Raw genomic sequence first — 25,246 nt, forward strand, 5'->3', positions numbered from 1 at the left:
GGAGAAATGAATTTCACATTAACTGAAGAGCAGGAAATGCTTAGAAAAATGGTTCGGGATTTTTCCAAGAATGAGGTGGAACCAACAGCGGCAGAGCGAGATGAAGAGGAGCGTTTTGATCGTGAAATTTTTGACAAAATGGCTGAACTCGGGCTGACGGGAATTCCATGGCCGGAAGAGTATGGCGGCATCGGTTCGGATTTCATCAGCTACGTGATAGCTGTGGAGGAGCTTTCCAGAGTGTGTGCTTCCACAGGAGTCACCCTTTCTGCGCATATTTCCCTGGCCAGCTGGCCGATTTATACATTTGGAACGGAAGAGCAGAAGAAGAAGTTTCTGGCTCCACTGGCTGCGGGTGAAAAGCTTGGCGCCTACGCTTTATCCGAACCGGGGGCAGGGAGTGATGTGTCTTCCATGCGCACACAGGCAAAGCTTGACGGTGACAGCTATGTATTGAACGGAAACAAAGTGTGGATCACCAATGGTGGTGTGGCTGATACGTATGTCGTATTTGCTAAGACAAATCCGGATGAAGGGAACCGCGGCATCAGTGCCTTCATCGTAGAAAAGGACACTCCGGGCTTCTCCACAGGGAAAAAAGAAAAGAAACTCGGGATCCGTTCTTCTCCAACAACGGAGTTGATCTTTGAAGACTGCCGGATTCCTAAGGAAAATCTGCTGGGTGGAGAAGGCCAGGGCTTTAAAATTGCCATGATGACGCTGGACGGTGGTAGGAACGGCATCGCTGCCCAAGCTGTAGGAATTGCGCAGGGGGCGCTTGATGAGTCTGTCGCCTACGCCAAGGAGCGGGAGCAGTTCGGAAAGCCGATCGCTGCTTTACAGGGGATATCCTTCAAACTTGCGGATATGGCAGCTGAAATCGAGGCTTCCCGTCTGCTTACGTATCAAGCGGCCTATTTGGAATCTGAAGGTCTTCCGTATTCCAAGGCGTCGGCAATGGCGAAGTTGTTTGCCGGTGATACAGCGATGAAGGTAACCACAGAAGCTGTTCAAGTTCACGGCGGATATGGATATACGAAGGACTACCCGGTAGAACGGTACATGCGGGATGCGAAGATCACTCAGATCTATGAAGGGACCCAGGAGATTCAACGTCTCGTTATCGGCCGGATGGTAACGAAGTAGGAAGGTGATGGATGATGCACCCGCTGGCGGAACGAATACAAAATCAGGATATGAGGGCGCTTGCCCGTGCCATCACGCTCATTGAAAATGAGGATCCGGAAAAGCTTCCACTGATGAGTGATATTTTTTCGATACAGAAAAAGGCACACTATATCGGCATCACAGGCTCCCCGGGGGCAGGGAAGAGCTCCTTGATCAACCACCTGCTGACTTTTTTAAGGAAGCAGGAGCTTACGGTCGCTGTCATTGCTGTCGATCCTACAAGTCCATTCAGTGGAGGCGCTCTGCTTGGGGACCGCACAAGAATGAACCAGCACTTTCTTGATCCTGGAATTTTCATCCGCAGTATGGCGACGAGAGGCAGTCTGGGAGGTTTGGCAAGAGCGACGAAGGACAGCATCCGGGTCTGTGATGCTTACGGTTTTGATGTCGTACTTGTGGAAACGGTGGGTGTGGGTCAGTCGGAGCTGGATGTGATGAAGGTGGTGGATACCACCGGTCTTGTCTTGACACCGAACAGTGGCGATGTCCTTCAGATTTTCAAAGCCGGGATCATGGAAATTGCCGATCTCTTTCTTATTAATAAAGCAGACCTCCCTGGCGTGCGGAAGCTGAAATCGACCCTCGATGAATATTTGATGATCATTCAGCCGGAAGGGTGGCAGCCGCCTATTGTTGAGACGGTGGCCACGGAATCGAAAGGAATGGCAGACGCCTGGGAAAAGATGCAGGATCATCGTACGTATTTATACGAAACCGAGGCAGGGATGAAGCGGAGAAAAGACCAGCTGCAGCTGGAAGTCTATGATCTGATCCGCGAAGAAATATGGAGGAACGTAAAATCTTCGGTAGAGACAGATCCGGAGAAAATACAGGCCTTCCAAAATCCCGATGCCGACCCCTATCAGCTGGCCCGATCATGGTTTCAGGAATGGGCTGGGAAGGATGAGTGATGTGACAGATCAGCAGGTACCATCCACCATCAAAGACGAAGCATTGATTGTGAAGCGGCGGAATCAGATGATCAAAGGTGCCGTCACGCTGTTTATGGAAAAGGGATTTCATAAAACCACGACACGTGAGATCGCCAAAGCTTCCGGTTTCAGCATTGGAACCTTATACGAGTACATCCGCAAGAAGGAGGATGTGCTGTTTCTTGTCTGTGATTCTATTTATCAGCGTGTAAAGGAGAGAATGGAAGCTTCGATCGACCCGGAACAGACAACCGTCAAAAGCCTGATTCAGGCCGTCCGTTCGTATTTTCAATTGATGGACGATATGCAGGATGAGGTTCTGGTGATGTATCAAGAAGTGAAATCGCTATCACGGGAAGCTCAGGAATATGTCCTGCAGAAAGAGCGTGACATGGTCGCCATGCTGGAACAGGTTATCATCAACAGTCTCCCGGGCGAGTACGCTGAAGCGGAAGTGCGCTTAATGGCCAACAATATTTTTGTTCAGGGACAGATGTGGGGATTTAGACGATGGATTCTGCAGCGTAATTTTACGATTAAAACGTATACCGATACCCAGATTCATCTGCTTCTAAGAGGACTGGGGAAAGAGACAGAAGGAATTATACAGCCGGCTGACAACGCGGGGCATGCGTAATATCGGCTGAAAAAGAAAGGAAGAGCGGAAATGGAACAACCGATAATCTATAAGCCGAAAAATCCTGTTCGATTCGTAACGGCTTCCAGTCTTTTTGATGGTCATGATGCTTCCATTAATATCATGAGGAGAATTCTTCAATCCACCGGTGCGGAAGTGATCCATCTCGGTCATAACCGTTCTGTCGAAGATGTAGTCAACGCCGCCATCCAGGAAGACGCCCAGGGCATCGCCATCTCATCCTATCAGGGCGGACATGTAGAGTATTTCAAATATATGGTCGACCTTTTGAATGAAAAAGGGGCGGGACATATCCGTGTCTATGGCGGGGGAGGCGGTGTGATTATTCCGAGAGAGATCAAGGAGCTTCACGAGTACGGTGTTGCCCGGGTATTTTCTCCAGAAGACGGCCGTTCACTCGGCCTGCAGGGGATGATCAATAAGATGATGGAGGAATGCGATTTTCTCCCTCCATTGGATGTGGAAAAAGGGGTGGCCGATTTATCTGAAGGGAGCCATCAGGCGATTGCCCGCTTCATTACCTACGTAGAAAACACGTCCAAGGAAGAGCGCGAGGCCGTGGCTGCCTTTGAAACAGCAGTTGAGAAAACGCAGGATAAAACGATCCCGGTTCTTGGGATCACCGGTACAGGGGGAGCAGGAAAAAGTTCGTTAACAGATGAACTGATCCGCCGCTTTATTCATGAAGTCCCGGAGAAGAAGATCGCTGTTCTGTCGGTCGATCCGACGAAGAAGAAAACAGGCGGCGCTCTGCTTGGGGACCGGATCCGAATGAATGCGATTTTCCACCCTCGTGTCTATATGAGGTCGATGGCGACAAGGGATGCCCGCTCAGAATTGTCTACGGCAGTGGAAGAAGCCATCCAGGTCGTTAAAGCCGCCGGGGTGGATTTTATTATTGTCGAAACGAGTGGGATTGGACAGGGTGATGCCGCTGTAACAGATATTACGGACTTGTCGATGTATGTAATGACCGCAGAGTTCGGGGCGCCTTCCCAGCTCGAAAAAATCGACATGATTGATTTTGCCGACTTTATCGTCATTAATAAGTTCGAGCAGAAGGGTTCTGAAGATGCCTTTAATCAGGTGAAAAAGCAGTATCAGCGAAGCCATATGCTGTTCCATGAAGATGACAGCCGCTTTCCTGTCTTTGGGACCATTGCCAGCCAGTTCAATGACCCAGGCACCAATACATTGTTCGCCGCTCTCCTGGAGACGTTGAACGAAACCTATGCCTGGGAGGATGAGACTTCTTTTTCTTCGCTGAACCAAAAAGCGGAAAAGCAGAATGTGATCATACCGAATGAAAGAAAGCAGTATTTGCGGGATATTTCCATGGCTGTCCGCCATTATCACAAGCACACCCATACACAGGCGGAAGCGGCGAGTAAGCTTTATCAGCTTCAAGGAACCATCGATATGGTGGAGGATGAAGGAGTTAGGGAGAACCTCCGCCGCTTAATGGATGATTATGAACGGACCATCGACCGTCATGCCCTCGGCAAACTGGAGGACTGGGATGGGCTTCATGAGCGATACAGCGGGGATACCTATACATTTAAAGTGAGAAACAAAGACATTACGATGGACCTCACAACCGAAAGTCTGAGCGGAACGAAAATCCCGAAAGTCGCCCTGCCGCACTACAAAGACTGGGGAGACCGGTTAACGTGGCTTCTCCAGGAAAATGTTCCAGGTGCTTTTCCCTTTACAGCCGGCGTTTTCCCATTCAAGCGGAAGGGGGAGGATCCGAAGCGCCAGTTTGCCGGAGAAGGGACGCCGGAGCGGACGAACCGCCGCTTTCATTATTTATCGGAAGGTGATGATGCGAAACGGCTGAGTACGGCCTTTGATTCTGTCACCCTTTACGGGGAGGACCCCGATGAACGGCCGGATATATACGGGAAAGTCGGCGAGAGCGGAGTGAATATCTGCACGCTTGAAGATATGAAAAAGCTATATGACGGATTTGACCTTGTTGATCCAACGACGTCGGTATCGATGACGATTAACGGACCGGCTCCGATTATTCTGGCGATGTTCTTCAACACAGCTGTTGATCAGCAGCTTGCCAAGTTTAAGAAGGAAGAAGGACGGGAGCCGACAGCTGAAGAAGCACAAAAGATAAAAGAGGAAACGATCCATGTCGTCCGCGGCACCGTGCAGGCAGATATTCTGAAAGAGGATCAGGGACAGAATACATGCATTTTCTCTACAGAATTTGCGCTGCGAATGATGGGGGATATTCAGCAGTATTTCATTGACCATCAGGTCCGCAACTATTATTCCGTTTCCATATCCGGCTATCATATTGCCGAAGCAGGGGCCAACCCGATTACACAGCTGGCCTTCACACTTGCGAACGGCTTTACTTATGTGGAGTATTATTTGAGCAGGGGAATGGACATCAACAAGTTCGCCCCCAATTTATCCTTTTTCTTCTCCAATGGACTGGATCCGGAATACACTGTACTCGGCCGCGTAGCGAGACGGATCTGGGCAGTGGTGATGCGGGATAAATACGGCGCTGATGAGCGGAGTCAGAAGCTGAAGTATCACATTCAGACATCCGGACGCTCGCTCCACGCCCAGGAAATAGACTTTAATGACATCCGGACGACGCTGCAGGCGTTGATTGCGATTCAGGATAATTGTAATTCCCTGCACACCAACTCCTATGATGAAGCCATTACAACACCGACCGAAGAGTCGGTGAGAAGGGCAATGGCGATTCAAATGATTATCAGCAAGGAGTTCGGCCTCACGAAAAATGAAAACTCCCTGCAGGGGGCGTACATTATAAGGGAATTGACCGACCTTGTGGAAGAAGCGGTTCTCCAGGAATTCGAACGGATCAACGACCGCGGTGGTGTGCTGGGTGCGATGGAGCGCCAGTATCAACGGGGGAAAATTCAGGAAGAGTCGTTGTATTATGAAGGGAAGAAGCATTCAGGTGAACTGCCGATCATCGGTGTGAATACGTATTTGAATCCGAACCCTCCTTCTGAAGAAGAAATCGACTCGATGGAGCTTGCTCGTGCTTCGAAAGAAGAGAAGAACCATCAGATTACAGAACTGCGCCGTTTCCAGCAGTCGAATGAGCAGACGGCCTCTGAGGCTCTGCACCGGCTGAAGCAGACGGCCGCCGGCGGTGGAAATATTTTTGCTGAGCTGATGGAAACCGTCAAAGTGGCCAGCCTCGGCCAGATTACCAATGCGCTCTATGAAGTAGGGGGGCAGTATAGAAGGAACATGTAGGCTGTTTTGAAAGAGAAAACCCGTCCTGTGATTTGGAAATCAGCTCACAGGACGGGTTTTACATAGGTTCAGGTACATCTTTTAGTGGCCGCCCACCTGATCGTCATCGTGGGCCTGGTTCACTTCTGTCACATACGGTTTTTTCATGCCGTACCATTCATACGTAATATTGTAGGTTCCTCCTTCTTCAAGGAGCATCCACGTGCTCGTATCCTTGACAGATACTTTCTTGTCATCAATTGTGACATAGTAGCCTTCATCATTATGGACTTTCTTCGTCACTTCTGCTTCCTCGAGGTGTTCGGAGTGGATAATTCCGAAGCTTGAGTAGAGCCAGACTCCAACAGCGGCAGCAGTCAGAATGATGGCTGTCCAGTTAAAAGGGCGGTTTTCCATTGATCGTCTCTCCTTACATAGAGCATTCTCCTTTTTATTTTAAAGGATATCTCCAGGAACACAAAGGCTTATGTTTGTTTTCTATTTTTCAGCACAAGGTTTACTTTCATGCAGCTTTGGCTAGAAAAGTAAAGAAGAGGCAGACTCTATTTGATTTTTGTACAGGCACCTCATATAATGGATGGTATGATTAAATGTGATTCGTATGCCCATGAAGTCATTAATTCTATTTTGTCTAGATAAAGGAGTGCTGAATCGTGAGCGTAAAAGAACTCAGCCCACAGAAGATTGAAGAAATTTCCATGATCGAACTGGCGACCATGATATTGGAAGAGGAGCGCGAAGCCATTGATTTTAATGAAATCTTTAACCGGATTTCAAAAATGAAAGGTTTCACAGAAGCTCAGAATGAAGAGTACATCGCCCAGTTCTACACAGATATGAACATTGACGGCCGTTTCATGACGATCGGTACGAACCGATGGGGCTTGAAAAAGTGGTACCCAGTGGAGCAGATGGAAGAAGAAATCGCCAACCTGCCTCAGAAACGCAAAAAGAAGAAGAAAAAGAAAAAACCTTCCAAGGTGCTTGACGATGAGCTTGGCGCAGATGAATACAACGATGAAGATGAGAATCTCGAGGATGATCTTGAGCTTACTGATGAAGACCTTGACCTTGATGATGACGATGATTATGATGGTGATTATGAAGAAGATGACCTGGATGAGGAAGAGGAAGAAATCGTGGAAGATGACCTCAGCTTCGTTGGAGATGACGACGAAGATAAATAAGGAGGTTGACTTTCAAAAGTCATATCAGTAAAATCTTATTTGGGCTCTTTAATTTCCTTGAACGGAATCCAAACGCTCCCCGGCAATGACGGGGAGCGTTTTTTGTTTTTACATCCCCTTATCAAATTGAAGCTTTAGTAAATAACTAATTAATACAAATAGAGAAAGAGGGATTTGACGTGGCAACAAAATACATTTTTGTAACAGGCGGAGTGGTTTCATCTCTAGGAAAAGGGATAACAGCTGCTTCATTAGGACGATTATTGAAAAACAGAGGCTTGAAAGTAACCATCCAGAAATTTGATCCATACATCAACGTGGACCCGGGTACGATGAGCCCGTACCAGCACGGGGAAGTTTTCGTTACAGATGACGGCGCAGAAACCGATTTGGACCTTGGTCACTACGAGCGCTTCATTGATATCAATTTGAACAAATTCAGTAACGTGACAACAGGAAAAGTCTACTCCACCGTTATTAAAAAAGAACGCCGCGGCGATTACCTCGGCGGAACCGTTCAGGTTATTCCGCACATTACGAATGAAATCAAAGACCGTGTATTCCGTGCCGGTCATGAGACGAATGCAGATGTCGTCATCACAGAAATCGGCGGTACCGTGGGGGATATCGAATCCCTGCCATTCCTTGAGGCAATCCGACAGATCAAGAGCGATATCGGACGCGAGCATGTCATGTACCTGCATTGTACATTGGTACCTTATTTGAAAGCGGCCGGGGAAATGAAGACAAAACCGACTCAGCACAGTGTAAAAGAACTGCGCTCCCTCGGGATTCAGCCGGACGCGATTGTCCTTCGTACAGAAATGGAGATTTCTGAAGATATGAAGGAGAAAATCGCCCTGTTCTGTGACATCAACAAGGAAGCGGTTATTGAAATGGCGGATGCTGATACGCTGTACAATGTTCCGATCAACCTTCAGGAGCAGAAGCTGGACCAGCTGACTTGCGATCATTTCGGTCTGGACTGTGCACCGGCCGATATGACGGAATGGAATAAGCTGATCGATCGTGTGAAAAACCTGCAGCATAAAACGACGATTGCTCTTGTCGGTAAGTATGTAGAGCTTCCGGATGCCTATATTTCAGTTGTAGAGGCTCTGAAACACGCAGGATACAGCTACGATTCCGATATCGAAGTGAAATGGGTCAATTCAGAAGGGCTGAATGCAGCCAGCGTAGAAGCTGAGCTGAATGGAGTAGACGGCATCCTTGTTCCAGGCGGATTCGGGGACCGTGGCATTGAAGGCAAAATCGACGCCATCCGGTATGCACGCGAAAACCGCATCCCATTCCTCGGCATTTGTCTTGGTATGCAGCTGGCAACGGTAGAATTTGCCCGGAACGTACTCGGCCTTGAAGGAGCGCACTCCGCAGAGATCGATCCATCTACACCGCATCCGATCATTGACCTTCTTCCTGAGCAGAAAGAGGTATCTGATCTTGGAGGGACGTTGAGACTGGGCATTTACCCGTCCCGCCTCAAAGAAGGCTCCAAAGCATTGGAAGCATACGGGGAAGAAGTCGTCTACGAGCGTCACCGCCACCGTTTTGAGTTTAACAACCATTACCGTGAACAGATGGAAGCAGCCGGATTCAAGTTCTCAGGAACAAGCCCGGACGGCCGTCTTGTTGAAATCATCGAAGTGGAAGATCACCCTTGGTTCGTGGCGAGCCAGTTCCACCCGGAATTCAAGTCACGCCCGACTCGTCCACAGGAGTTGTTCTACGGCTTTATCGGAGCAGCTATGAAGACATACCAATAAAAAGCTTGAAAAAAGGCTGTCGCGGGAGACCGCGCCGGCTTTTTTTGTTCAAAAAACAATCTGACTGAAGGTCCCTTTTCATATCTGGGAGGAGAACGGTGTCGAATTCCAGTATGATTCCAGAAAATATGACAACGCATCCATTTGTATGCAGGAAATGACAGGGGACGCCTCGAAACTAAAGGAATGAGAGAAATGTACACGATCATGGAAAGGGAGGGAGAAAGAATGACGAATAAAATCCTGATTGTCGATGATCAGCCGGGCATCCGGTTACTGCTTGAAGAAATTCTGAAAGCAGAAGGCCATGAGACTCTTTCGGCTAAAACAGGAAAAGAAGCATGCCAGGTGGTAAAGGAAGAGAACCTTGACCTTATCATCATGGATTATAATCTTCCAGTCATGCATGGGAGAGACGTTCTCCAATTTCTTGAGGAAATGAACTATTCTTCTCCAGTTATGATTATCACAGGGGATTCGGAGGAATCAGTGAGAAAGGACATCGATTTCCATTTTGTAACGCATATCATAACAAAACCTTTTGACATCCATAACTTGAAGGAAATGGTAAATGGGACGCTTGTTCACAGCCGCTCATGACTTTTTTCTTAATGTAAGCGTTATATAATCCTCCTATTGTTGCACCATAAGAAGGGTATTGGTATTCTATTACTGTAACCAAACTTGCATGGTGTGTTTTCGTATGGAAACAGACTTGTAAATAGGGAAAGCACGTTATTCAAAGGAGGATATCTTTCATGCCACTAGTATCAATGAAAGAAATGCTGGAAAAAGCGAAGGAAGAACGCTACGGTGTAGGTCAGTTCAACCTTAATAACCTAGAATATGCCCAGGCCATCCTGCAGGCTGCAGAAGAAGAGCAGTCTCCGGTCATCCTTGGCGTTTCTGAAGGTGCTGGACGTTACATGGGCGGCTTCAACGTAGTCGTTGACATGGTGAAGGCCCTTATGAAAGCCTACGGTACAACTGTACCGGTTGCGATTCACCTTGACCACGGTTCCAGCTTCGAAAAATGTGCAGAAGCGATCCACGCCGGATTCACTTCTGTCATGATCGATGCTTCTCACGATCCATTGGAAGAGAACATCGCTGTAACGAAAAAAGTTGTTGAGCTTGCTCACATCCACGGCGTATCTGTTGAAGCAGAACTTGGCCGTGTAGGTGGTCAGGAAGATGACTTGATCGTAGACGATGCAGAAGCTGCCTACGCTATTCCTTCTGAGTGTAAGCAATTGGTTGACGAAACAAACGTTGACGTATTTGCGCCGGCACTTGGTTCTGTCCACGGCCCTTACAAAGGTGAACCGAACCTTGGCTTTGACCGCATGGAAGAAATCATGGGACTTGTAGACAAGCCGCTTGTTCTTCACGGTGGTACAGGAATCCCGACTGCTGACATTAAGAAAGCTATTTCTTTCGGTACAGCTAAAATTAACGTGAACACTGAAAACCAAATCGCACAAGGGAAAGCCGTACGTCAAGTTCTTGCTGACCAGCCAGAACAGTACGACCCTCGTAAATATCTTGGACCAGGCCGTGACGCAATCAAAGAAACGGTTATCGGCAAGATGCGCGAATTCGGTTCTTCCAACAAAGCGTAAGAACCTCTGTATTAAGGAAGCCGCTACCCCTGTAGCGGTTTCCTTTTAAGCATGAATGAAAACGCAATCATTCGACATTTTTCATGGTTGAGCATCCAACACAAAGGGAAGAGGAGTGGAGATTATGAAATTTTTCATTGATACAGCCAATATTGAGGATATCCGCGAAGCCAATGCCCTGGGCATTCTTGCAGGTGTAACGACAAACCCGAGCCTCGTCGCCAAGGAAGGCGTTTCTTTTCACGACCGTTTGAGAGAAATTACGGCAGAAGTGGCCGGATCTGTCAGCGCGGAGGTCATTTCTGAAGACGCAGAAGGAATGATTGGGGAAGGGAAGGAACTTGCAGCCATTGCGCCGAATATTACCGTAAAGGTTCCCATGACAATGGAAGGGTTAAAAGCTGTAAAAGCATTCAGTGACTTGAATATCAAGACAAACGTCACGCTTGTGTTTTCAGCCAATCAGGCGCTGATGGCAGCCAGAGCAGGCGCTTCCTACGTTTCACCATTCCTCGGCCGTCTTGATGATATTGGCCAGAACGGCATGGAATTAGTAGCTCAAATCTCAGAAATCTTCGACCGTCATGCGATTGATACAGAAATCATCGCTGCTTCGGTCCGCCATCCGGTGCATATTACGGAAGCGGCACTGCATGGTGCGCACATTGCAACGGTTCCTTTTAAGGTTCTGAATCAAATCGTGAAGCATCCTTTGACGGATCAGGGAATCGAAAAATTCCTGAATGACTGGAACAACCAAAAATAATGTGTGATTTGGTAAAAATTGCACATAATAAGTGAAAATCTTGACCTTTAAAGCGAGGAGTTTTCCATGCGTAAACTATTAGTAAAAGGCGGGGCCCCGCTGCGGGGACAGGTAAGGGTGAGCGGCGCCAAAAACAGTGCGGTTGCTCTTCTTCCAGCTGCGATTTTAGCTGAATCCCCTGTAACGATTGAAGGCCTGCCGGATATATCGGATGTTGGTATTTTGGCTGATCTTCTGGAAGAGATCGGTGGCACGGTGGCAAAGGAAGGCAGAACCGTACATATCGATCCGTCCAATATGGTGGACATGCCGCTCCCGAACGGGAAGGTGAAAAAACTTCGGGCTTCCTATTATTTCATGGGAGCTATGCTCGGCCGCTTCAATAAAGCGGTCATCGGGCTTCCCGGCGGCTGTCACCTGGGCCCGCGTCCGATCGACCAGCACATCAAGGGTTTCGAGGCTCTTGGGGCGGAAGTGACGAACGAACAGGGCGCCATTTATCTAAGAGCGAAAGAACTTCGCGGCGCACGTATTTATCTCGATGTAGTCAGTGTTGGAGCGACTATCAATATTATGCTTGCTGCCGTCAGGGCAAAAGGGAAAACCGTCATTGAAAATGCCGCAAAAGAGCCGGAAATCATTGATGTGGCCACCCTGTTGACGAGCATGGGCGCCAAAATCAAAGGTGCGGGTACAGACGTCATCCGCATTGAAGGGGTGCAGGAGCTTCAGGGATGTCTGCATACGATTATCCCCGACAGGATTGAAGCCGGTACCTACACCATTATGGCAGCAGCTCAGGGAGACGGAATGGTCATTGATAACGTCATTCCCCAGCATCTCGAGTCCCTGCTTGCCAAGCTCAGGGAAATGGGCGTGACCATTGAAGAAAATGATGAGCAGCTGTACGTACGTCCCGGGAAACAACTAAGGAGTGTTGATATCAAGACACTCGTTTATCCAGGGTTTGCGACAGACCTTCAACAGCCGTTCACTTCCCTGCTTACACAGACACAAGGGACGGGTGTTGTCACAGATACGATCTATCAGGCCCGCTTCAAGCATGTGGATGAGCTCAGACGAATGAATGCCTCCATAAAAGTGGAGGGGGGATCAGCGATTGTGACCGGTCCTTCCAAGCTTCAGGGCGCGAAGGTGAAAGCCACCGATCTAAGAGCTGGTGCCGCTCTTGTGATTGCCGGACTAATGGCAGATGGAATTACAGAAATCACTGGAGTAGATCATATCGAACGAGGGTATGAAAATATAACCAATAAGCTGATTGATTTAGGCGCCGACGTCTGGTACGAGGAAATGTCGGAAGAGGAAATCGAACAATTCCAAAACTCTTAAGTTCTCATCTGGGGCGTTATTCTTCAGAGGGGACTGCAGGAGAACCGCATCCCGTGTATAGTACGCGCTGTGGGTGGAAAGGAGAGGAAGAGGGAGCCGGAAATGGCGGCTTCCTTTTCTTTTCCTGTCATCACAGCATCTTCTGAAAAAAATAACATTGAAACTCTTGAGTGACAGGAGTACAATGAATGTTGTTTATAAGTTAGAAGGATCATGTCACTTGCTTCTTTAGGCTTCTTTTTTTTACTTCACTTAACTTCTCCTTTTTCTTCTTTGCAAGTATTCACTTTGAGAAGTCGTTGACTCCGTTCACATTTAATTCCAAGAACCTATACAACGGGTCCATCCATGCCTTGATCTGGTTCAGGGGCGGAAAGGGCCTATTGATGCAGATGGTGACCCATGAACGCCCGGTCCTTTAGTGGGACAGGTACGCGGATCCAAGCGATAAGATATGAAAAGAGTGGTGATTACGTGGCAGATTTAACAATCTCCAATTTAGAAACATTGACCTTAAAGGACCTTTATACAAAAGCCAGGCAGTATAAAGTTTCTTATTATGCAAAACTGACGAAGCGTGAATTGATTTTTGCCATTCTGAAAGCTCAGGCAGAAAAAGACGGCTTTTTGTTTATGGATGGCATTCTGGAAATCATTCCTTCTGAAGGCTTCGGTTTCCTGCGTCCGATTAATTATTCTCCAAGTGCAGAGGACATTTACATTTCTGCTTCCCAGATCCGCCGTTTCGACCTGCGTAACGGGGATAAGGTGTCCGGAAAAGTCCGTCCGCCGAAAGAAAACGAAAGATATTATGGGCTGCTTCACGTAGACGCGGTCAATGGAGAGGACCCGGATTCCGCCAAAGAGCGTGTCCACTTCCCGGCGTTGACGCCGCTTTATCCTGACAGACACATGAAGCTGGAGACGGAAACGAAAAAGCTTTCCACAAGAATTATGGATTTGATGGCTCCCGTGGGTTATGGACAGCGTGGCTTAATTGTCGCCCCTCCTAAAGCAGGGAAAACGATGCTGCTGAAGCAGATGGCGAACAGTATTTCCACCAATCACCCGGATGCAAAGCTGATTATTCTGTTAGTTGATGAGCGTCCGGAAGAGGTTACGGATATCGAACGGTCTGTTGCCCCGGATGTGGATGTCGTCAGTTCCACCTTTGATGAAGTCCCGGAAAACCATATCAAAGTGTCGGAGCTGGTACTGGAAAGGGCGATGCGCCTTGTGGAACACAAGCGTGATGTGATTGTGCTGATGGACAGCATCACTCGTCTTGCCCGGGCGTACAATCTAGTCATCCCGCCAAGTGGACGGACATTATCCGGTGGTATTGATCCCGCTGCTTTCCATCGTCCGAAACGTTTCTTCGGCGCTGCCCGAAATATTGAAGAAGGTGGAAGTCTGACAATTCTCGCCACGGCGCTTGTCGATACAGGCTCCCGGATGGATGATGTCATTTACGAAGAGTTCAAGGGAACAGGGAACATGGAACTCCACCTCGACCGCAGCCTGGCAGAACGCCGGATTTTCCCTGCCATTGATATTGTACGGTCCGGTACGAGGAAAGAAGAGCTTCTTCTTCCGCAGACACAGCTGGATAAAATCTGGGCCATCCGGAAAACGATGTCCGATTCCCATGATTTTGCCGACCGGTTCCTCCGTCGACTCCGTGCATCGAAAAACAACGACGAATTTTTCGACCTCATGGATAAGGATATGAAAGGCAAAGCTTCACCGGCACGCCGCTGATCCCTCCGACAGACTTTTGGCGGGGCTGTCGGTGGATACATCATCTTCTCTGACCATTCATAAAAACTGGTTGTTGCATTGGTGCCTCCCCCCTGTTATAATCATTCTATGTGAGTTTCAGTACAAGGTGTATGTTGAACCTTCGACGGCTCTTACAATAACTCTGTCTCTCAAGGATTCAGGGCAAAAAGGAGTGGAAGAACATGAAATCAGGAATTCATCCAGAATACCGTAAAGTCGTATTCCTAGACACAAGTTCTAATTTCAAGTTTCTAACAGGATCTACTAAGACTTCTGAAGAAACGATCGAGTGGGAAGATGGAAACACTTACCCATTGATCCGTGTAGAGATTAGTTCTGCGTCTCACCCGTTCTACACAGGTAAGCAGAAAGCTGACAAAGCTGGCGGCCGTGTGGATCGCTTCAAGAAGAAATATAACCTTTCATAATTATGATCCGCCTTCCACGGAAGGGGACATCATCATTTTGAACAAAAACAGGCAAATTGTCTCAAAGGTTTGCCTGTTTTTTTGTCAAAAAAATGCGGGAAAAGAGGTTCAAAAGACTGAACAGCTGATTCCCGGGGAAGTATGAATATTAGGGAGCTGTCCTTGGTGTTTGAGCCGCGGTGGGATCCGGGGCTGCCGAGGAAGCTCTTTTTTGATGAGATACAGGATAAACGAAACAATTTTGCTGGATTGAGCTTGATTGATGGAGAAGGGAGCGACAGTGGACGTGTATGTGATGAAACAGAGCGGATGGGTTGAACTGATCTGCGGAAGCATGTTCAGTGGAAAATCAGAAGAGCTGATCCGCAGGGTAAGACGGGCAACCTTTGGAAACTTGAATGTGCGCGTGTACAAACCTGCGATCGATGACCGTTATAAGGAAGATGCTGTAGTTTCCCATAACGGGACTTCAGTGACGGCGCGGCCGGTAAAAAACTCTTTAGATATTCTGCAGCATGTCACGGATGAAATGGATGTTGTAGGAATTGACGAAGTGCAGTTTTTTGACGAACATATCGTAGAAGTAGTCGAATGCCTCGCAGATAAAGGCATACGCGTCATCGTCGCTGGTTTGGATACGGACTTCAGGGGAGAACCTTTCGGTAAGATGCCTGAGCTGATGGCTCTTAGTGAAAGTGTGACAAAATTGAACGCGATCTGCCCTGTCTGCGGATCGCCGGCAAGCCGTACGCAGCGTTTAATTGATGGGGAGCCGGCCTCTTATGATGATCCGGTTATTCTAGTGGGAGCATCAGAATCCTACGAGCCACGCTGCCGTCATCATCATGAAGTGCCGAACAAACCCAGGCAGAAGGAAATAAAAGCCGCTTATGCGGAGTAACCTGTTTAAAAACAGCCGGTCTCGATACCGGCTGTTTTTTTATGCTTCAAACGGGATGGGTGTGGTTCGATGTGCTGACGGTGGTTTTTCATTGGCGTGGATGTGGTATTCTATGGAAAAATGGAGGATTTCTATCGTCTTTACCCCTTGGAAAAGGAGTGGAAAAAATGAAAACAGGCCCTTATCTTATGGAGAAATCCAATTTGCTGGAAGAATGCATGAATGCCTATAAGTATGCGGTGGAAGTGGTTCAAAAAAACAGTCCTTTGAGCCGCGACTTGGCTCAATCGTGTGCAGAAGTGTGCCGTTCCAGCGCCGACGAATGTTTAAAGCTCGGGGACAGCCGATCCAGCAGGACATACAAGATGTGCCTTGACTATGCGGAATTGTGTGAAGAACTGGAATATCACATGAAGGAGGATCCCCGCCGGTTAAGGAAACTTGTGTAACAGCAAGCGGCCCCATCAAGGTGAACCGCTTGTTTCAGCATGGTGCAAACCGGCTTGGGCCCTTTTTACATACCCTCACCTCTTCTGGTCATACTAGGCCTAAAAGGATAAGAGGTGATACCTTGAAACAGCACGTATTGATACCAGCCGCTGTGCTGTGCCTGCTTGCTGCCGGCTGTGGGACACAGGTGGAAAAATATCAGGGGCAGACGAGCCGTGACGATGTAGAGAACATGGGATTGAACAATGAAGTGACTATGGAAGATGAGAACCCGCGATCTGTAAATAAAGTCGGTCATACATGGGGTCTGAAACAGGATCGTGAATTGGTCAAGACAGCCGCCCAGCAGTTGGAAGGGGTGGCGGTTAAACGCGTCATTATGGAGGCGGACCAGATTTGGGTTACCGTTGATATAGCTGGTGAAGAGGACATGTCAGAGGAAGAACGGCAGGAGTGGAAGGACCAGGTTGGGGAAGCGGTTTACAAAGCTGTCCCCCGTTATGATATCCATGTCAAAATAAAGTGACGTTCGTGGACCGGCCCCGTATTGGTGCCGGTTTTGTTTGGTGCTTCTCCGGGGTTGTTGTATCTCCAGGCGCTCTATAATATAATTAGACTGTTATGGAGAAAGAGGTGCATACCATTGATCGAACGTTTACAAACATTAGAAGATCGTTATGAAAAGTTGAATGAATTACTTAGTGATCCTGAAATAATTTCTGATACGAATAAACTGCGCGAGTATTCCAAAGAACAATCCGGATTGCAGGATACCGTGACTGCCTATCGTGAATATAAAGAAGTGACCGAGCAGCTGGATGATGCAAAAGCGATGCTTGACGACAAAATGGATGCGGATATGGTGGAAATGGTCAAAGAAGAAATTCATGAACTTTCCACACGCAAACAAGATCTTGAAGAGCGCTTGAAGGTCCTTATGCTTCCGAAAGACCCGAACGATGACAAGAACGTCATCATGGAAGTGCGCGGCGCAGCCGGTGGGGATGAAGCGGCTCTATTTGCTGGTGACCTTTACCGCATGTACGCACGCTATGCAGAGGCTCAGGGGTGGAAGACAGAAGTCATTGAAGCAAATGCAAGTGATGTCGGCGGTTATAAAGAAATTATCTTTATGGTGTCTGGAAACATGGCCTTTTCCAAGCTGAAGTTTGAGAACGGCGCTCACCGCGTGCAGCGTGTACCTGAAACGGAATCAGGCGGACGTATTCATACTTCTACCGCGACTGTCGTAGTTATGCCTGAAGCGGAAGAAGTCGAAGTAGAGCTGCACGATAAAGATATCCGAGTCGATACGTTTGCTTCAAGTGGTCCAGGAGGACAAAGTGTCAACACGACCATGTCCGCCGTGCGTCTGACTCATGAACCAACAGGAACTGTTGTATCTTGTCAGGATGAAAAATCACAAATCAAGAACAAAGAGAAGGCGATGAAAGTTCTTCGTGCTCGTGTTTATGATAAATTCCAACAGGAAGCACAAGCAGAATACGATGAAAACCGTAAATCTGCTGTAGGTACAGGGGACCGCTCCGAGCGTATCCGTACGTATAACTTCCCGCAAACACGTGTGACCGATCACCGCATCGGTTTGACGTTACAGAAGCTCGACCAGATTCTTCAGGGAAACATGGATGAAATCATTGATGCCCTGTTGATCGAAGAGCAGACGAAAAAAATGGAACAGCTTGGTGAATAGTATGCAGCCTACTTTTACGACGATTCGGGAAGCCCGCCGCTGGGCTTCTCTTTTTTTGCAGGAGCATGACAGGGAGACACAGGCCGCCCAGCTTTTACTCGAAGGATATCTGGGGTGGAACTTTTCGAAAATGCTTGCCTATGAAGATGAGCCATTGAATGAGGAAGTGAAAAAGAACTTCATCAAAGCTGTCCGGGCGCATGCGGAGACAGGAGAGCCCGTTCAGCACCTGCTTGGTTCTGCTTCCTTTTTTGGCCGGGAGTTCAAAGTGACGCCGGATGTTCTCATACCACGTCCGGAAACGGAAGAACTTGTCCTTGGTGTCATGGAATGGGCACGTGCCGAAAAAATAGCATCGCCAAAGATTGTGGATCTTGGAACAGGAAGCGGGATCATTGCCATTACAGCTTCATTGGAAATACCGGGAAGTGAAGTGACCGCTGTGGATATATCCGACGCAGCCCTGAAAGTAGCAGCAGCCAATGCGCGGCGCCACGAGGTGGATATTCAGTTTTACCAGGGTGATTTCCTATCCCCTGTACAGCATGAACCTTTTGATATTCTCGTTTCAAATCCTCCTTATATTTCTGAAGAAGAAAAAGCGTTGATGGATGATACCGTTCTTGATTTTGATCCTTCCCTTGCGTTATTTGCGGAAGAAGAAGGGCTGGCCGCCTACAGACGTATTCTCACTCAGGTTGCGCATGCGGAACAGAAGCCTCTTCTCCTCGCCTTTGAAATTGGCTGGCTTCAGGGAGAACAGGTCTCCTCTATGATTGAACAACTGCTGCCCGGCTTCCAGGCCGAGGTCAGAACGGATATCAACGGACGGGACCGGATGGTTTTTGCCAGCCGGAGGAAAACAGAATAAGGTTCTGGTTTTTTAATAGATTCATAGGTCAATGGTTTAAGATATTTCCTCCCTGTCCATACTAGCAACTAGTAAGGGACGGGGAGGAAGAGGACAATGAAAAACAGTGTACTGCTATTATTCAGTTTAATTATTCTTATTACCGTTCTGCCGTGGGGGCAGCGCTCAGAAGCCGATGTAGATTATCAGGTGATCCCTGATGAAGCGATTCGTCTCCGGATTCTTGCAGACAGCAATGACGGAGAGGATCAGCGTATCAAACGGAAGGTGCGCGACCAAGTGAATGCTGAAATTACAGAATGGGTGAAAGATCTCACATCTGTAGAATCCGCCAGACAGTTAATCGAATCCCGGCTCCCTGAATTGGAAGTCATTGTTGAAGAGACGTTGAAAGCCGAGGGGAAGCGTTCCTCCTATACGGTGGATTACGGGGAAAACGTAAAGTTTCCAACAAAGCTCTACGGGTCATATATTTATCCAGCCGGAGAGTATGAAGCGGTGTTGATTACGCTCGGAAAAGGGAATGGCGACAACTGGTGGTGTGTTCTGTTTCCTCCTTTATGCTTCCTTGATTTTTCAAACGGTACAAGTGTAGCTGAAGCTGAAGAAACACCTTCGGACAATGAGGAAGATGTGAAAGAAGAGAAGGAAGAAAAAGAAGTGAAATTTTTCGTTGTAGAGATATGGGAAAGTCTATTTTCCTAGCATAGAATCCACCCCTCTTTTCATAGAGTGAACCAAAGGGGTGGATTCTATCATGTTTATTAAACAAATAGACGATCAAAACTTCCGGTTGGTTAAGGAGAAAACGGCTGTAGGCTCTTTTTGTCTGACGCCTGTGTCTGTCGGTCGGAAAATGGAGAAACTGCATGTGCAGGATACGGTGACGCCTGGAACAATCCTGCAGATTTTTGAGCTGATCCAGGTTTATGTACAGGATAAGAACATGGGGCCGCTCCATGTGGAGAGTCATTCCCAAACGCTGGACCTTCTTTTACAGCACCAGGGGTTCCGTCTGGAAGATGTCGAAAAAAGATTGTGGATATATGAAGGGTCCCATGCTGAATTGTGAATAACTAAGCGATTTATTCACAATCGGCCTTTTTGTTGTTGATAACCTGTGTACAATGGTGGATTCATCTTCCAAGTTACTAACGGATTCTTTGGATATGTGGGTATTTTTGTGGATAACTTGAGGACATCTTGTGAATAATGTCTAAATTTGCGATATATTGTAGAATTCATCATAATATATGTAGATATTTACCTAGAACAAAGGAGTACGGAACATGAGTATGCAAACGAAGATGTGGAAAAGGTTGAATCATCCACAGAAAACCGACGAAGCTGTCCGGGAAGCGGCGCAGCTGCTGCTGGATCAGCAGGTGGTAGCTTTTCCAACGGAAACGGTATATGGACTGGGTGCTGATGCAACCAACAAAAAAGCCGTCCAGGAAATTTTTGAAGCCAAAGGGCGTCCTTCAGATAACCCTTTGATTGTCCATGTATCGGACCGTGCCCAGGTGGAAAGTCTGGCAGTGGAAATTCCTCCGGTAGCAGCTGAACTTATGGATGCTTTCTGGCCAGGCCCGCTTACCTTGATTTTTCAAAGCAATGGATCTGCAGCGGAAAATGTGACGGCTGGATTGTCGACGGTCGCTGTCCGTATGCCGGATCATCCGTTGGCTCTGGCTCTTTTGGAGGCGGCCGATACACCGCTGGCTGCTCCGAGTGCCAACCGCTCCGGCCGTCCGAGTCCGACGACCGCTGCCCACGTCTATCAGGATCTGGATGGGCGGATTGCCGGTATCCTTGATGGGGGACCGACAGGAGTCGGTCTGGAATCAACAGTGCTGGATATTACTGCGGAGGTTCCGGTCATTTTAAGGCCCGGGGGAGTGACGAAGGAAGATTTAGAGACTGTAATCCCCCGCGTTGAAGTGGATCCGGCTTTGGCCGGCAGTGCCGAAGCCCCTAAGTCTCCCGGTATGAAATATAAGCATTATGCACCGGAAGCTCCGCTCTGGCTTGTGGAAGGGGACGATTCCTTTTTTGCTGAAACGCTGACTGCGTGTAAATCCCGTGGAGAACGGGTCGGGATCATTGCAAGTCGGGAACTGGCGGATTTCCTTGATCACGACCGGATCATCCGCTGTGGATCCCGCCGCCATCTTTCAGAAGTGGCGGAAGGCTTGTACGGTGCTCTCCGTGAGTTCAAGGAAGCGGATGTTGATGTTATTTTGTGCGAGTCCTTCCCGGAAACCGGGGTAGGTGCTGCTGTGATGAACCGTCTGAATAAAGCTGCTGAGAAAAAGGTCAAAGACCAATGACATAGCTCCCCCTCCTCGCGCATACGATGATACAGCATGTCCGGGGAGGGGGTTTTTCGTTGGAACAATTATCTTCACTGCTGCTGCTTTCCATCGCTTTGGGGTTGGATGCTTTCTCTGTGTCGTTAGGGATAGGAATGCAGGCGGTGCGTATGAGATATGTCCTGCTGACAGGGATGGCCATCGGGCTTTTTCATATTTTCATGCCTGGATTGGGAATGCTTCTCGGACAGTGGTTGTCTGCCGGTGCGAGCGAGTGGGCGGAAATGGCTGGAGGCTTCATGCTGTTCGGTCTCGGTGCCTATACCGTATTTGCTTCATTTACGGAAAAACACGTAGTGTCCTATCGTCTCAGCGGAGTTGGGTTCTGGTTGTTTGCATTAAGTGTCAGTATCGACAGCTTTCCTGTCGGCTTCAGTCTGGGGCTGCGGGAGGCGGATGTGATGATAACGATTGCATCATTCGGCCTGTTCAGCATGCTGTTGACGTGGACGGGCTTTCTTATAGGAAGAAGGGCCGGAGCTTTCATGGGGATTTACAGCGAGCTCCTGGGAGGCAGTATCCTGTGTGCCCTCGGCCTCTATGCCATCTTTTGAGCATTCTTTCAGGAAGAGAATCCTCTGTGATATGATGGAATAAAACGGATTCTATATGAGGAGAAATTGGAAATGAATATCTTATTTGTATGTACAGGTAATACATGCCGCAGTCCGATGGCAGAAGCGATTCTCAAATCAAAATACGATCAGGACAAGGTGCGTTCTGCAGGGATTTTTGCCGGAAAAGGAGAACCGTTAGCGGAAAACTCCAACCTTGTTCTACGTGAAATCGACCTGTCACTGAACCACCAGACGAGTCCGGTTTCAGCTGAAACCCTTGAATGGGCAGACCTAGTCCTGACAATGACAGACCGCCATAAGCAGACGCTTGCGATTCAGTATCCTGACCATCAGGACAGGTTCTTCACCCTGAAGGAATACGTACTCATTGATGAAAATCAGTGGGGGGAATTGAAAGAACTTTACAGCCATTTTGAAGAAAAGCGAACAAGCCTGCTCGCCAAATACCATCATCTTAATGATGAAGAACTCGAATCCAGACTCCGTGAAGAGCTGGACGATGAGATTACACGGATTGAACGTTTGGAAAGACAACTCCCGGATGTGAATATTACGGATCCGTTCGGAGGAAGCCTGAATGTATATCGGAGGACCAGGGATGAACTCAGCCGCCACATCGACGTTCTCGTAGACAAGCTGAAGGATGAGCAGTCATAAAAAAACGGGCCCCTCCGGGGGACGTGTGTACATAAGGATTTCCCTTCTTTCTATTCATTGACAGTCCTATAGGAAACTGGCACGATATAGTGGAATGTAGAAGAGGGGAGTGTCCGTAAATGAAAGTCATTCTTGCCTCCGATCACGGCGGTGTGAATTTACGTAGAGAAGTAGCAGAGGTCCTGACAGAACTGGACGTAACGTTTGAGGATGCCGGCTGTGATTGTGAAGAATCGGTGGATTATCCGGATTACGCGATACCGGCAGCGGAGCGCGTAGCGGCCGGTGAATTTGATAAAGCCATTTTAATCTGTGGGACGGGCATCGGGATGTCCATTTCCGCAAACAAAGTGAAAGGTATTCGAGCTGCCTTGGTGCATGATTTATTTACGGCAAAGGTCACACGCGAACATAATGACTCCAATGTCCTGTGCATGGGAGAGCGCGTCATCGGGCCAGGCCTGGCGAGGGAAATTGCCAGAACGTGGGTATCTACAGATTTCGAGGCTGGTCGTCACGAAAGACGTGTAAGTAAGATTGCCGAATATGAAAATAAGTAATACAATGGGATATAGAAATGCGGAGGTCTTACAGCTTTCGCTGCGATAAAAAAGGAGGAGCAGAATCAGCTTCTCCTTTTTTATCATAAAGCCTGTGTTACCGGTGTTCCGGGTACTTACCAAAGGAGGTGCGGGGAAATGGCGCAATGGAATCATGTGGAGAATGATATGAAGCAGCTGACAGATGAGCTGCTTGAATCTGATATTCTTCAGAAGGGTGTGTTTGTAGTCGGTTGTTCGACCAGTGAAATTGCCGGAGAGCGTATCGGCACATCCGGCAGCGAGGCGATCGCCGAATCTGTTTTTCATGCTTTGCTGGACATTCAGTCTGTCGACGGTGTCGACCTGGCTTTTCAATGTTGTGAACATTTGAACAGGGCTCTGGTGGTGGAACGCTCCGTACTTGAGCGTGAGCGGCTGCGGGAAGTTGCGGCGGTTCCTGTTCCGAAGGCGGGAGGATCGATGGCTTCCTATGCCTTTAAGCATTTGAAGGATCCAGTCCTTGTTGAAGCCGTAGAGGCAGCGGGAGGTCTGGATATCGGAGACACGCTGATCGGCATGCATTTGAAGCGGGTGGCTGTTCCTGTCCGATTAAAGCAGAAAACAGTGGGACAAGCCCACATGACAGCAGCTAAAACCCGGCCTCCACTCATCGGTGGAGCACGGGCAGTGTATGAAAGGGATACAGAAGGATCGTTTTGTGACTAAGAGCCATGAAAGGGGAACGAAATACGATGAATCATGTAAAAACAGCAGATGCAGAAATCTTTGCCGCGATGGAGAATGAAAGACAACGCCAACAGGATAATATTGAACTAATTGCCTCTGAAAACTTTGTTTCTGAAGCCGTCATGGAAGCCATGGGTTCTGTACTCACGAACAAATATGCAGAAGGGTACCCAGGGCGCCGCTACTACGGCGGCTGTGAGCACGTGGACGTCGTGGAAAACCTTGCGCGCGATCGTGCCAAAGAATTGTTTGGAGCGGAACACGTAAACGTTCAGCCCCACTCCGGAGCTCAGGCAAATATGGCTGTTTACTTTACAGTATTGGAGCACGGCGATACTGTACTCGGCATGAACCTCAGCCATGGTGGTCACTTAACACACGGCAGTCCAGTGAACTTCAGTGGGAAGCTGTACAACTTTGAAGAGTACGGCGTTGATGAAAACGATCAGAAAATCGATTATGACGCTGTGCTCGCAAAAGCCAAAGAAGTCCAGCCGAAGCTGATTGTTGCTGGTGCCAGTGCCTATCCGAGAGAAATTGATTTTGCAAAATTCCGGGAGATTGCTGATGAAGTGGGTGCCTACCTGATGGTGGATATGGCTCACATTGCAGGACTTGTAGCATCCGGCCTTCATCCAAACCCTGTTCCTCACGCCCAGTTTGTAACAACTACGACCCACAAGACTCTCCGTGGTCCTCGTGGTGGAATGATCCTCTGTGAAAAAGAGTTTGCGAAGAAAATTGACAAGAACGTTTTCCCTGGTATGCAGGGCGGCCCGCTTATGCATATCATCGCAGCGAAGGCGGTCTCCTTTAAAGAAGCGCTGCAGCCTGAATTCAAACAGTATTCCCGCCAGGTGATTGCTAATGCCAAGCACCTTGGAGAGGCTCTAGTAAATAAAGGTGTGGATATTGTTTCCGGCGGAACGGACAACCATTTGCTGTTACTGGACTTAAGAAGCAAGGAGTTGACCGGGAAAGTCGTTGAGAAATCCTTGGATGCCATTGGACTGACAACGAACAAAAACGCCATTCCGTTTGACCCTGAGAGTCCCTTCGTTACGAGCGGCATCCGGATCGGAACAGCTGCCGTCACAAGCCGTGGCTTCAAGGAAGCGGAAATGGAAGAAATCGCAGATCTGATTGCCTTCACGCTTGACCACCATGAAGATGAAGAGAAAATGAAAGAAGCAGAGAAGCGCGTTCGTGCACTCACTTCCCGCTTTCCTCTATACCAGACGTTAAATTATTCGTCCATCTGACACGAAGAGCTGCCTGTATACAGGCAGCTCTTTCTTTATGGATTCTTTTCATTTTCCATCCATCTGTGAATGATTATCCTATGCTGTTCATAAAGGAAATTAACATTTTGTAAGGAAATCGAAATGAAATCCGGGTTGCAGGAGAGAGGCTTTTTCAGTACAATTTAAAGGATGTAAATTTTGAGAAGGAGTGA

At 48.2% G+C, this 25,246-nt stretch carries 27 protein-coding genes; 26 read left to right on the forward strand and 1 reads right to left on the reverse strand.

The features are described from left to right. The first annotated feature begins 6 nt into the window (after window positions 1–6). Genes H615_RS0108225 through icmF form a run of 4 tightly spaced genes read left to right on the forward strand, consistent with a single transcriptional unit; the run spans window position 7 to window position 6,036 of the window. Complete coding sequence (locus H615_RS0108225) at window positions 7–1,146, forward strand: acyl-CoA dehydrogenase (RefSeq protein ID WP_027954700.1); 1,140 nt, start codon at window positions 7–9, stop codon at window positions 1,144–1,146. Window positions 1,147–1,160: 14 nt separating this feature from the next. After that, entirely contained in the window at window positions 1,161–2,099 is a 939-nt protein-coding gene (gene meaB / locus H615_RS0108230) for a methylmalonyl Co-A mutase-associated GTPase MeaB (RefSeq protein WP_027954701.1), read from the forward strand. Between the two features lies 1 nt (window position 2,100). Further along, on the forward strand, window positions 2,101–2,757 hold the full coding sequence (locus tag H615_RS21060) for a TetR/AcrR family transcriptional regulator (protein WP_084163073.1): 657 nt from the start codon (window positions 2,101–2,103) through the stop codon (window positions 2,755–2,757). Between the two features lie 30 nt (window positions 2,758–2,787). Next, a complete protein-coding gene (icmF, locus tag H615_RS0108240) occupies window positions 2,788–6,036 on the forward strand; it encodes a fused isobutyryl-CoA mutase/GTPase IcmF (protein ID WP_027954702.1) in 3,249 nt (1,082 codons plus the stop codon). 81 nt (window positions 6,037–6,117) lie between these two features. On the opposite strand, the gene H615_RS0108245 is transcribed toward icmF, so the two are convergent. Beyond that, entirely contained in the window at window positions 6,118–6,432 is a 315-nt protein-coding gene (locus tag H615_RS0108245) for a hypothetical protein (protein WP_027954703.1), read from the reverse strand. A gap of 257 nt (window positions 6,433–6,689) precedes the next feature. On the opposite strand from H615_RS0108245, the gene rpoE reads away from it, so the two are divergent. The 22 genes from rpoE to glyA all read left to right on the forward strand — a co-directional run bounded on the left by rpoE (window position 6,690) and on the right by glyA (window position 25,052). Beyond that, on the forward strand, window positions 6,690–7,223 hold the full coding sequence (gene rpoE / locus H615_RS0108250) for a DNA-directed RNA polymerase subunit delta (RefSeq protein ID WP_027954704.1): 534 nt from the start codon (window positions 6,690–6,692) through the stop codon (window positions 7,221–7,223). Window positions 7,224–7,402: 179 nt separating this feature from the next. Continuing rightward, on the forward strand, window positions 7,403–9,007 hold the full coding sequence (locus H615_RS0108255) for a CTP synthase (RefSeq protein ID WP_027954705.1): 1,605 nt from the start codon (window positions 7,403–7,405) through the stop codon (window positions 9,005–9,007). Between the two features lie 228 nt (window positions 9,008–9,235). After that, complete coding sequence (locus tag H615_RS0108260; protein WP_027954706.1) at window positions 9,236–9,607, forward strand: response regulator; 372 nt, start codon at window positions 9,236–9,238, stop codon at window positions 9,605–9,607. Window positions 9,608–9,765: 158 nt separating this feature from the next. Next, window positions 9,766–10,629: a class II fructose-1,6-bisphosphate aldolase gene (gene fba, locus H615_RS0108265; protein ID WP_027954707.1), complete on the forward strand. Its 864-nt coding sequence runs from the start codon at window positions 9,766–9,768 to the stop codon at window positions 10,627–10,629. Between the two features lie 124 nt (window positions 10,630–10,753). Next, the gene (fsa, locus tag H615_RS0108270; protein ID WP_027954708.1) at window positions 10,754–11,395 is read left to right on the forward strand and encodes a fructose-6-phosphate aldolase; all 642 of its coding nucleotides are present in this window, start codon (window positions 10,754–10,756) and stop codon (window positions 11,393–11,395) included. 66 nt (window positions 11,396–11,461) lie between these two features. Then, window positions 11,462–12,748 (forward strand): UDP-N-acetylglucosamine 1-carboxyvinyltransferase, encoded by a 1,287-nt coding sequence (locus tag H615_RS0108275; RefSeq protein ID WP_027954709.1) that lies wholly within the window; start codon window positions 11,462–11,464, stop codon window positions 12,746–12,748. Window positions 12,749–13,222: 474 nt separating this feature from the next. Continuing rightward, window positions 13,223–14,509, forward strand: coding sequence for a transcription termination factor Rho (gene rho / locus H615_RS0108285; protein ID WP_027954710.1), 1,287 nt, complete (start codon window positions 13,223–13,225; stop codon window positions 14,507–14,509). Window positions 14,510–14,712: 203 nt separating this feature from the next. After that, window positions 14,713–14,958 (forward strand): type B 50S ribosomal protein L31, encoded by a 246-nt coding sequence (locus tag H615_RS0108290; RefSeq protein WP_027954711.1) that lies wholly within the window; start codon window positions 14,713–14,715, stop codon window positions 14,956–14,958. Window positions 14,959–15,123: 165 nt separating this feature from the next. Next, the gene (locus H615_RS22310) at window positions 15,124–15,276 is read left to right on the forward strand and encodes a hypothetical protein (RefSeq protein WP_156896464.1); all 153 of its coding nucleotides are present in this window, start codon (window positions 15,124–15,126) and stop codon (window positions 15,274–15,276) included. Then, entirely contained in the window at window positions 15,245–15,859 is a 615-nt protein-coding gene (locus tag H615_RS0108295) for a thymidine kinase (protein WP_035531831.1), read from the forward strand. The genes H615_RS22310 and H615_RS0108295 overlap by 32 nt, the downstream gene beginning before the upstream one ends. A 167-nt stretch (window positions 15,860–16,026) precedes the next feature. Next, the gene (locus tag H615_RS0108300; protein WP_027954713.1) at window positions 16,027–16,308 is read left to right on the forward strand and encodes a four-helix bundle copper-binding protein; all 282 of its coding nucleotides are present in this window, start codon (window positions 16,027–16,029) and stop codon (window positions 16,306–16,308) included. Between the two features lie 122 nt (window positions 16,309–16,430). Continuing rightward, window positions 16,431–16,835 carry a hypothetical protein gene (locus tag H615_RS0108305; protein ID WP_027954714.1) on the forward strand — a complete coding sequence of 135 codons (405 nt, stop codon included), beginning with the start codon at window positions 16,431–16,433 and terminating at the stop codon, window positions 16,833–16,835. A 117-nt stretch (window positions 16,836–16,952) separates the two neighbouring features. After that, a complete protein-coding gene (gene prfA / locus H615_RS0108310) occupies window positions 16,953–18,023 on the forward strand; it encodes a peptide chain release factor 1 (protein WP_027954715.1) in 1,071 nt (356 codons plus the stop codon). Between the two features lies 1 nt (window position 18,024). After that, window positions 18,025–18,894, forward strand: coding sequence for a peptide chain release factor N(5)-glutamine methyltransferase (prmC, locus tag H615_RS0108315; RefSeq protein ID WP_035531727.1), 870 nt, complete (start codon window positions 18,025–18,027; stop codon window positions 18,892–18,894). Between the two features lie 96 nt (window positions 18,895–18,990). Then, window positions 18,991–19,599: a stage II sporulation protein R gene (gene spoIIR / locus H615_RS0108320; RefSeq protein WP_027954717.1), complete on the forward strand. Its 609-nt coding sequence runs from the start codon at window positions 18,991–18,993 to the stop codon at window positions 19,597–19,599. A 52-nt stretch (window positions 19,600–19,651) separates the two neighbouring features. Beyond that, window positions 19,652–19,966, forward strand: coding sequence for a hypothetical protein (locus H615_RS0108325; protein WP_027954718.1), 315 nt, complete (start codon window positions 19,652–19,654; stop codon window positions 19,964–19,966). 223 nt (window positions 19,967–20,189) lie between these two features. Beyond that, window positions 20,190–21,224, forward strand: a complete 1,035-nt coding sequence (locus tag H615_RS0108330; RefSeq protein WP_027954719.1) for an L-threonylcarbamoyladenylate synthase — start codon at window positions 20,190–20,192, stop codon at window positions 21,222–21,224. A gap of 59 nt (window positions 21,225–21,283) precedes the next feature. Then, window positions 21,284–21,820, forward strand: coding sequence for a manganese efflux pump MntP (locus H615_RS0108335; RefSeq protein ID WP_027954720.1), 537 nt, complete (start codon window positions 21,284–21,286; stop codon window positions 21,818–21,820). 72 nt (window positions 21,821–21,892) lie between these two features. After that, entirely contained in the window at window positions 21,893–22,501 is a 609-nt protein-coding gene (locus H615_RS0108340; protein WP_027954721.1) for a low molecular weight protein arginine phosphatase, read from the forward strand. A 119-nt stretch (window positions 22,502–22,620) separates the two neighbouring features. After that, window positions 22,621–23,061, forward strand: coding sequence for a ribose 5-phosphate isomerase B (rpiB, locus tag H615_RS0108345; RefSeq protein ID WP_027954722.1), 441 nt, complete (start codon window positions 22,621–22,623; stop codon window positions 23,059–23,061). Between the two features lie 138 nt (window positions 23,062–23,199). Next, window positions 23,200–23,769, forward strand: a complete 570-nt coding sequence (locus tag H615_RS0108350) for a TIGR01440 family protein (protein WP_027954723.1) — start codon at window positions 23,200–23,202, stop codon at window positions 23,767–23,769. A 26-nt stretch (window positions 23,770–23,795) separates the two neighbouring features. Next, a complete protein-coding gene (gene glyA, locus H615_RS0108355) occupies window positions 23,796–25,052 on the forward strand; it encodes a serine hydroxymethyltransferase (RefSeq protein ID WP_027954724.1) in 1,257 nt (418 codons plus the stop codon). Window positions 25,053–25,246: the final 194 nt, after the last annotated feature.

This window comes from Halobacillus kuroshimensis DSM 18393 (assembly GCF_000425705.1).
Classification (GTDB): domain Bacteria; phylum Bacillota; class Bacilli; order Bacillales; family Halobacillaceae; genus Halobacillus; species Halobacillus kuroshimensis.

What these genes read in the sequence shown, in the direction of transcription:
- H615_RS0108225 (WP_027954700.1), top strand. Translation starts at nt 7, where the DNA reads ATGAATTTCACATTAACTGAAGAGCAGGAAATGCTTAGAAAAATGGTT.
- meaB (WP_027954701.1), top strand. Translation starts at nt 1,161, where the DNA reads ATGCACCCGCTGGCGGAACGAATACAAAATCAGGATATGAGGGCGCTT.
- icmF (WP_027954702.1), top strand. Translation starts at nt 2,788, where the DNA reads ATGGAACAACCGATAATCTATAAGCCGAAAAATCCTGTTCGATTCGTA.
- H615_RS0108245 (WP_027954703.1), bottom strand. Translation starts at nt 6,432, where the DNA reads ATGGAAAACCGCCCTTTTAACTGGACAGCCATCATTCTGACTGCTGCC.
- H615_RS0108260 (WP_027954706.1), top strand. Translation starts at nt 9,236, where the DNA reads ATGACGAATAAAATCCTGATTGTCGATGATCAGCCGGGCATCCGGTTA.
- fba (WP_027954707.1), top strand. Translation starts at nt 9,766, where the DNA reads ATGCCACTAGTATCAATGAAAGAAATGCTGGAAAAAGCGAAGGAAGAA.
- fsa (WP_027954708.1), top strand. Translation starts at nt 10,754, where the DNA reads ATGAAATTTTTCATTGATACAGCCAATATTGAGGATATCCGCGAAGCC.
- H615_RS0108275 (WP_027954709.1), top strand. Translation starts at nt 11,462, where the DNA reads ATGCGTAAACTATTAGTAAAAGGCGGGGCCCCGCTGCGGGGACAGGTA.
- H615_RS0108290 (WP_027954711.1), top strand. Translation starts at nt 14,713, where the DNA reads ATGAAATCAGGAATTCATCCAGAATACCGTAAAGTCGTATTCCTAGAC.
- H615_RS0108300 (WP_027954713.1), top strand. Translation starts at nt 16,027, where the DNA reads ATGAAAACAGGCCCTTATCTTATGGAGAAATCCAATTTGCTGGAAGAA.
- prmC (WP_035531727.1), top strand. Translation starts at nt 18,025, where the DNA reads ATGCAGCCTACTTTTACGACGATTCGGGAAGCCCGCCGCTGGGCTTCT.
- spoIIR (WP_027954717.1), top strand. Translation starts at nt 18,991, where the DNA reads ATGAAAAACAGTGTACTGCTATTATTCAGTTTAATTATTCTTATTACC.
- H615_RS0108325 (WP_027954718.1), top strand. Translation starts at nt 19,652, where the DNA reads ATGTTTATTAAACAAATAGACGATCAAAACTTCCGGTTGGTTAAGGAG.
- H615_RS0108330 (WP_027954719.1), top strand. Translation starts at nt 20,190, where the DNA reads ATGCAAACGAAGATGTGGAAAAGGTTGAATCATCCACAGAAAACCGAC.
- H615_RS0108340 (WP_027954721.1), top strand. Translation starts at nt 21,893, where the DNA reads ATGAATATCTTATTTGTATGTACAGGTAATACATGCCGCAGTCCGATG.
- rpiB (WP_027954722.1), top strand. Translation starts at nt 22,621, where the DNA reads ATGAAAGTCATTCTTGCCTCCGATCACGGCGGTGTGAATTTACGTAGA.
- H615_RS0108350 (WP_027954723.1), top strand. Translation starts at nt 23,200, where the DNA reads ATGGCGCAATGGAATCATGTGGAGAATGATATGAAGCAGCTGACAGAT.
- glyA (WP_027954724.1), top strand. Translation starts at nt 23,796, where the DNA reads ATGAATCATGTAAAAACAGCAGATGCAGAAATCTTTGCCGCGATGGAG.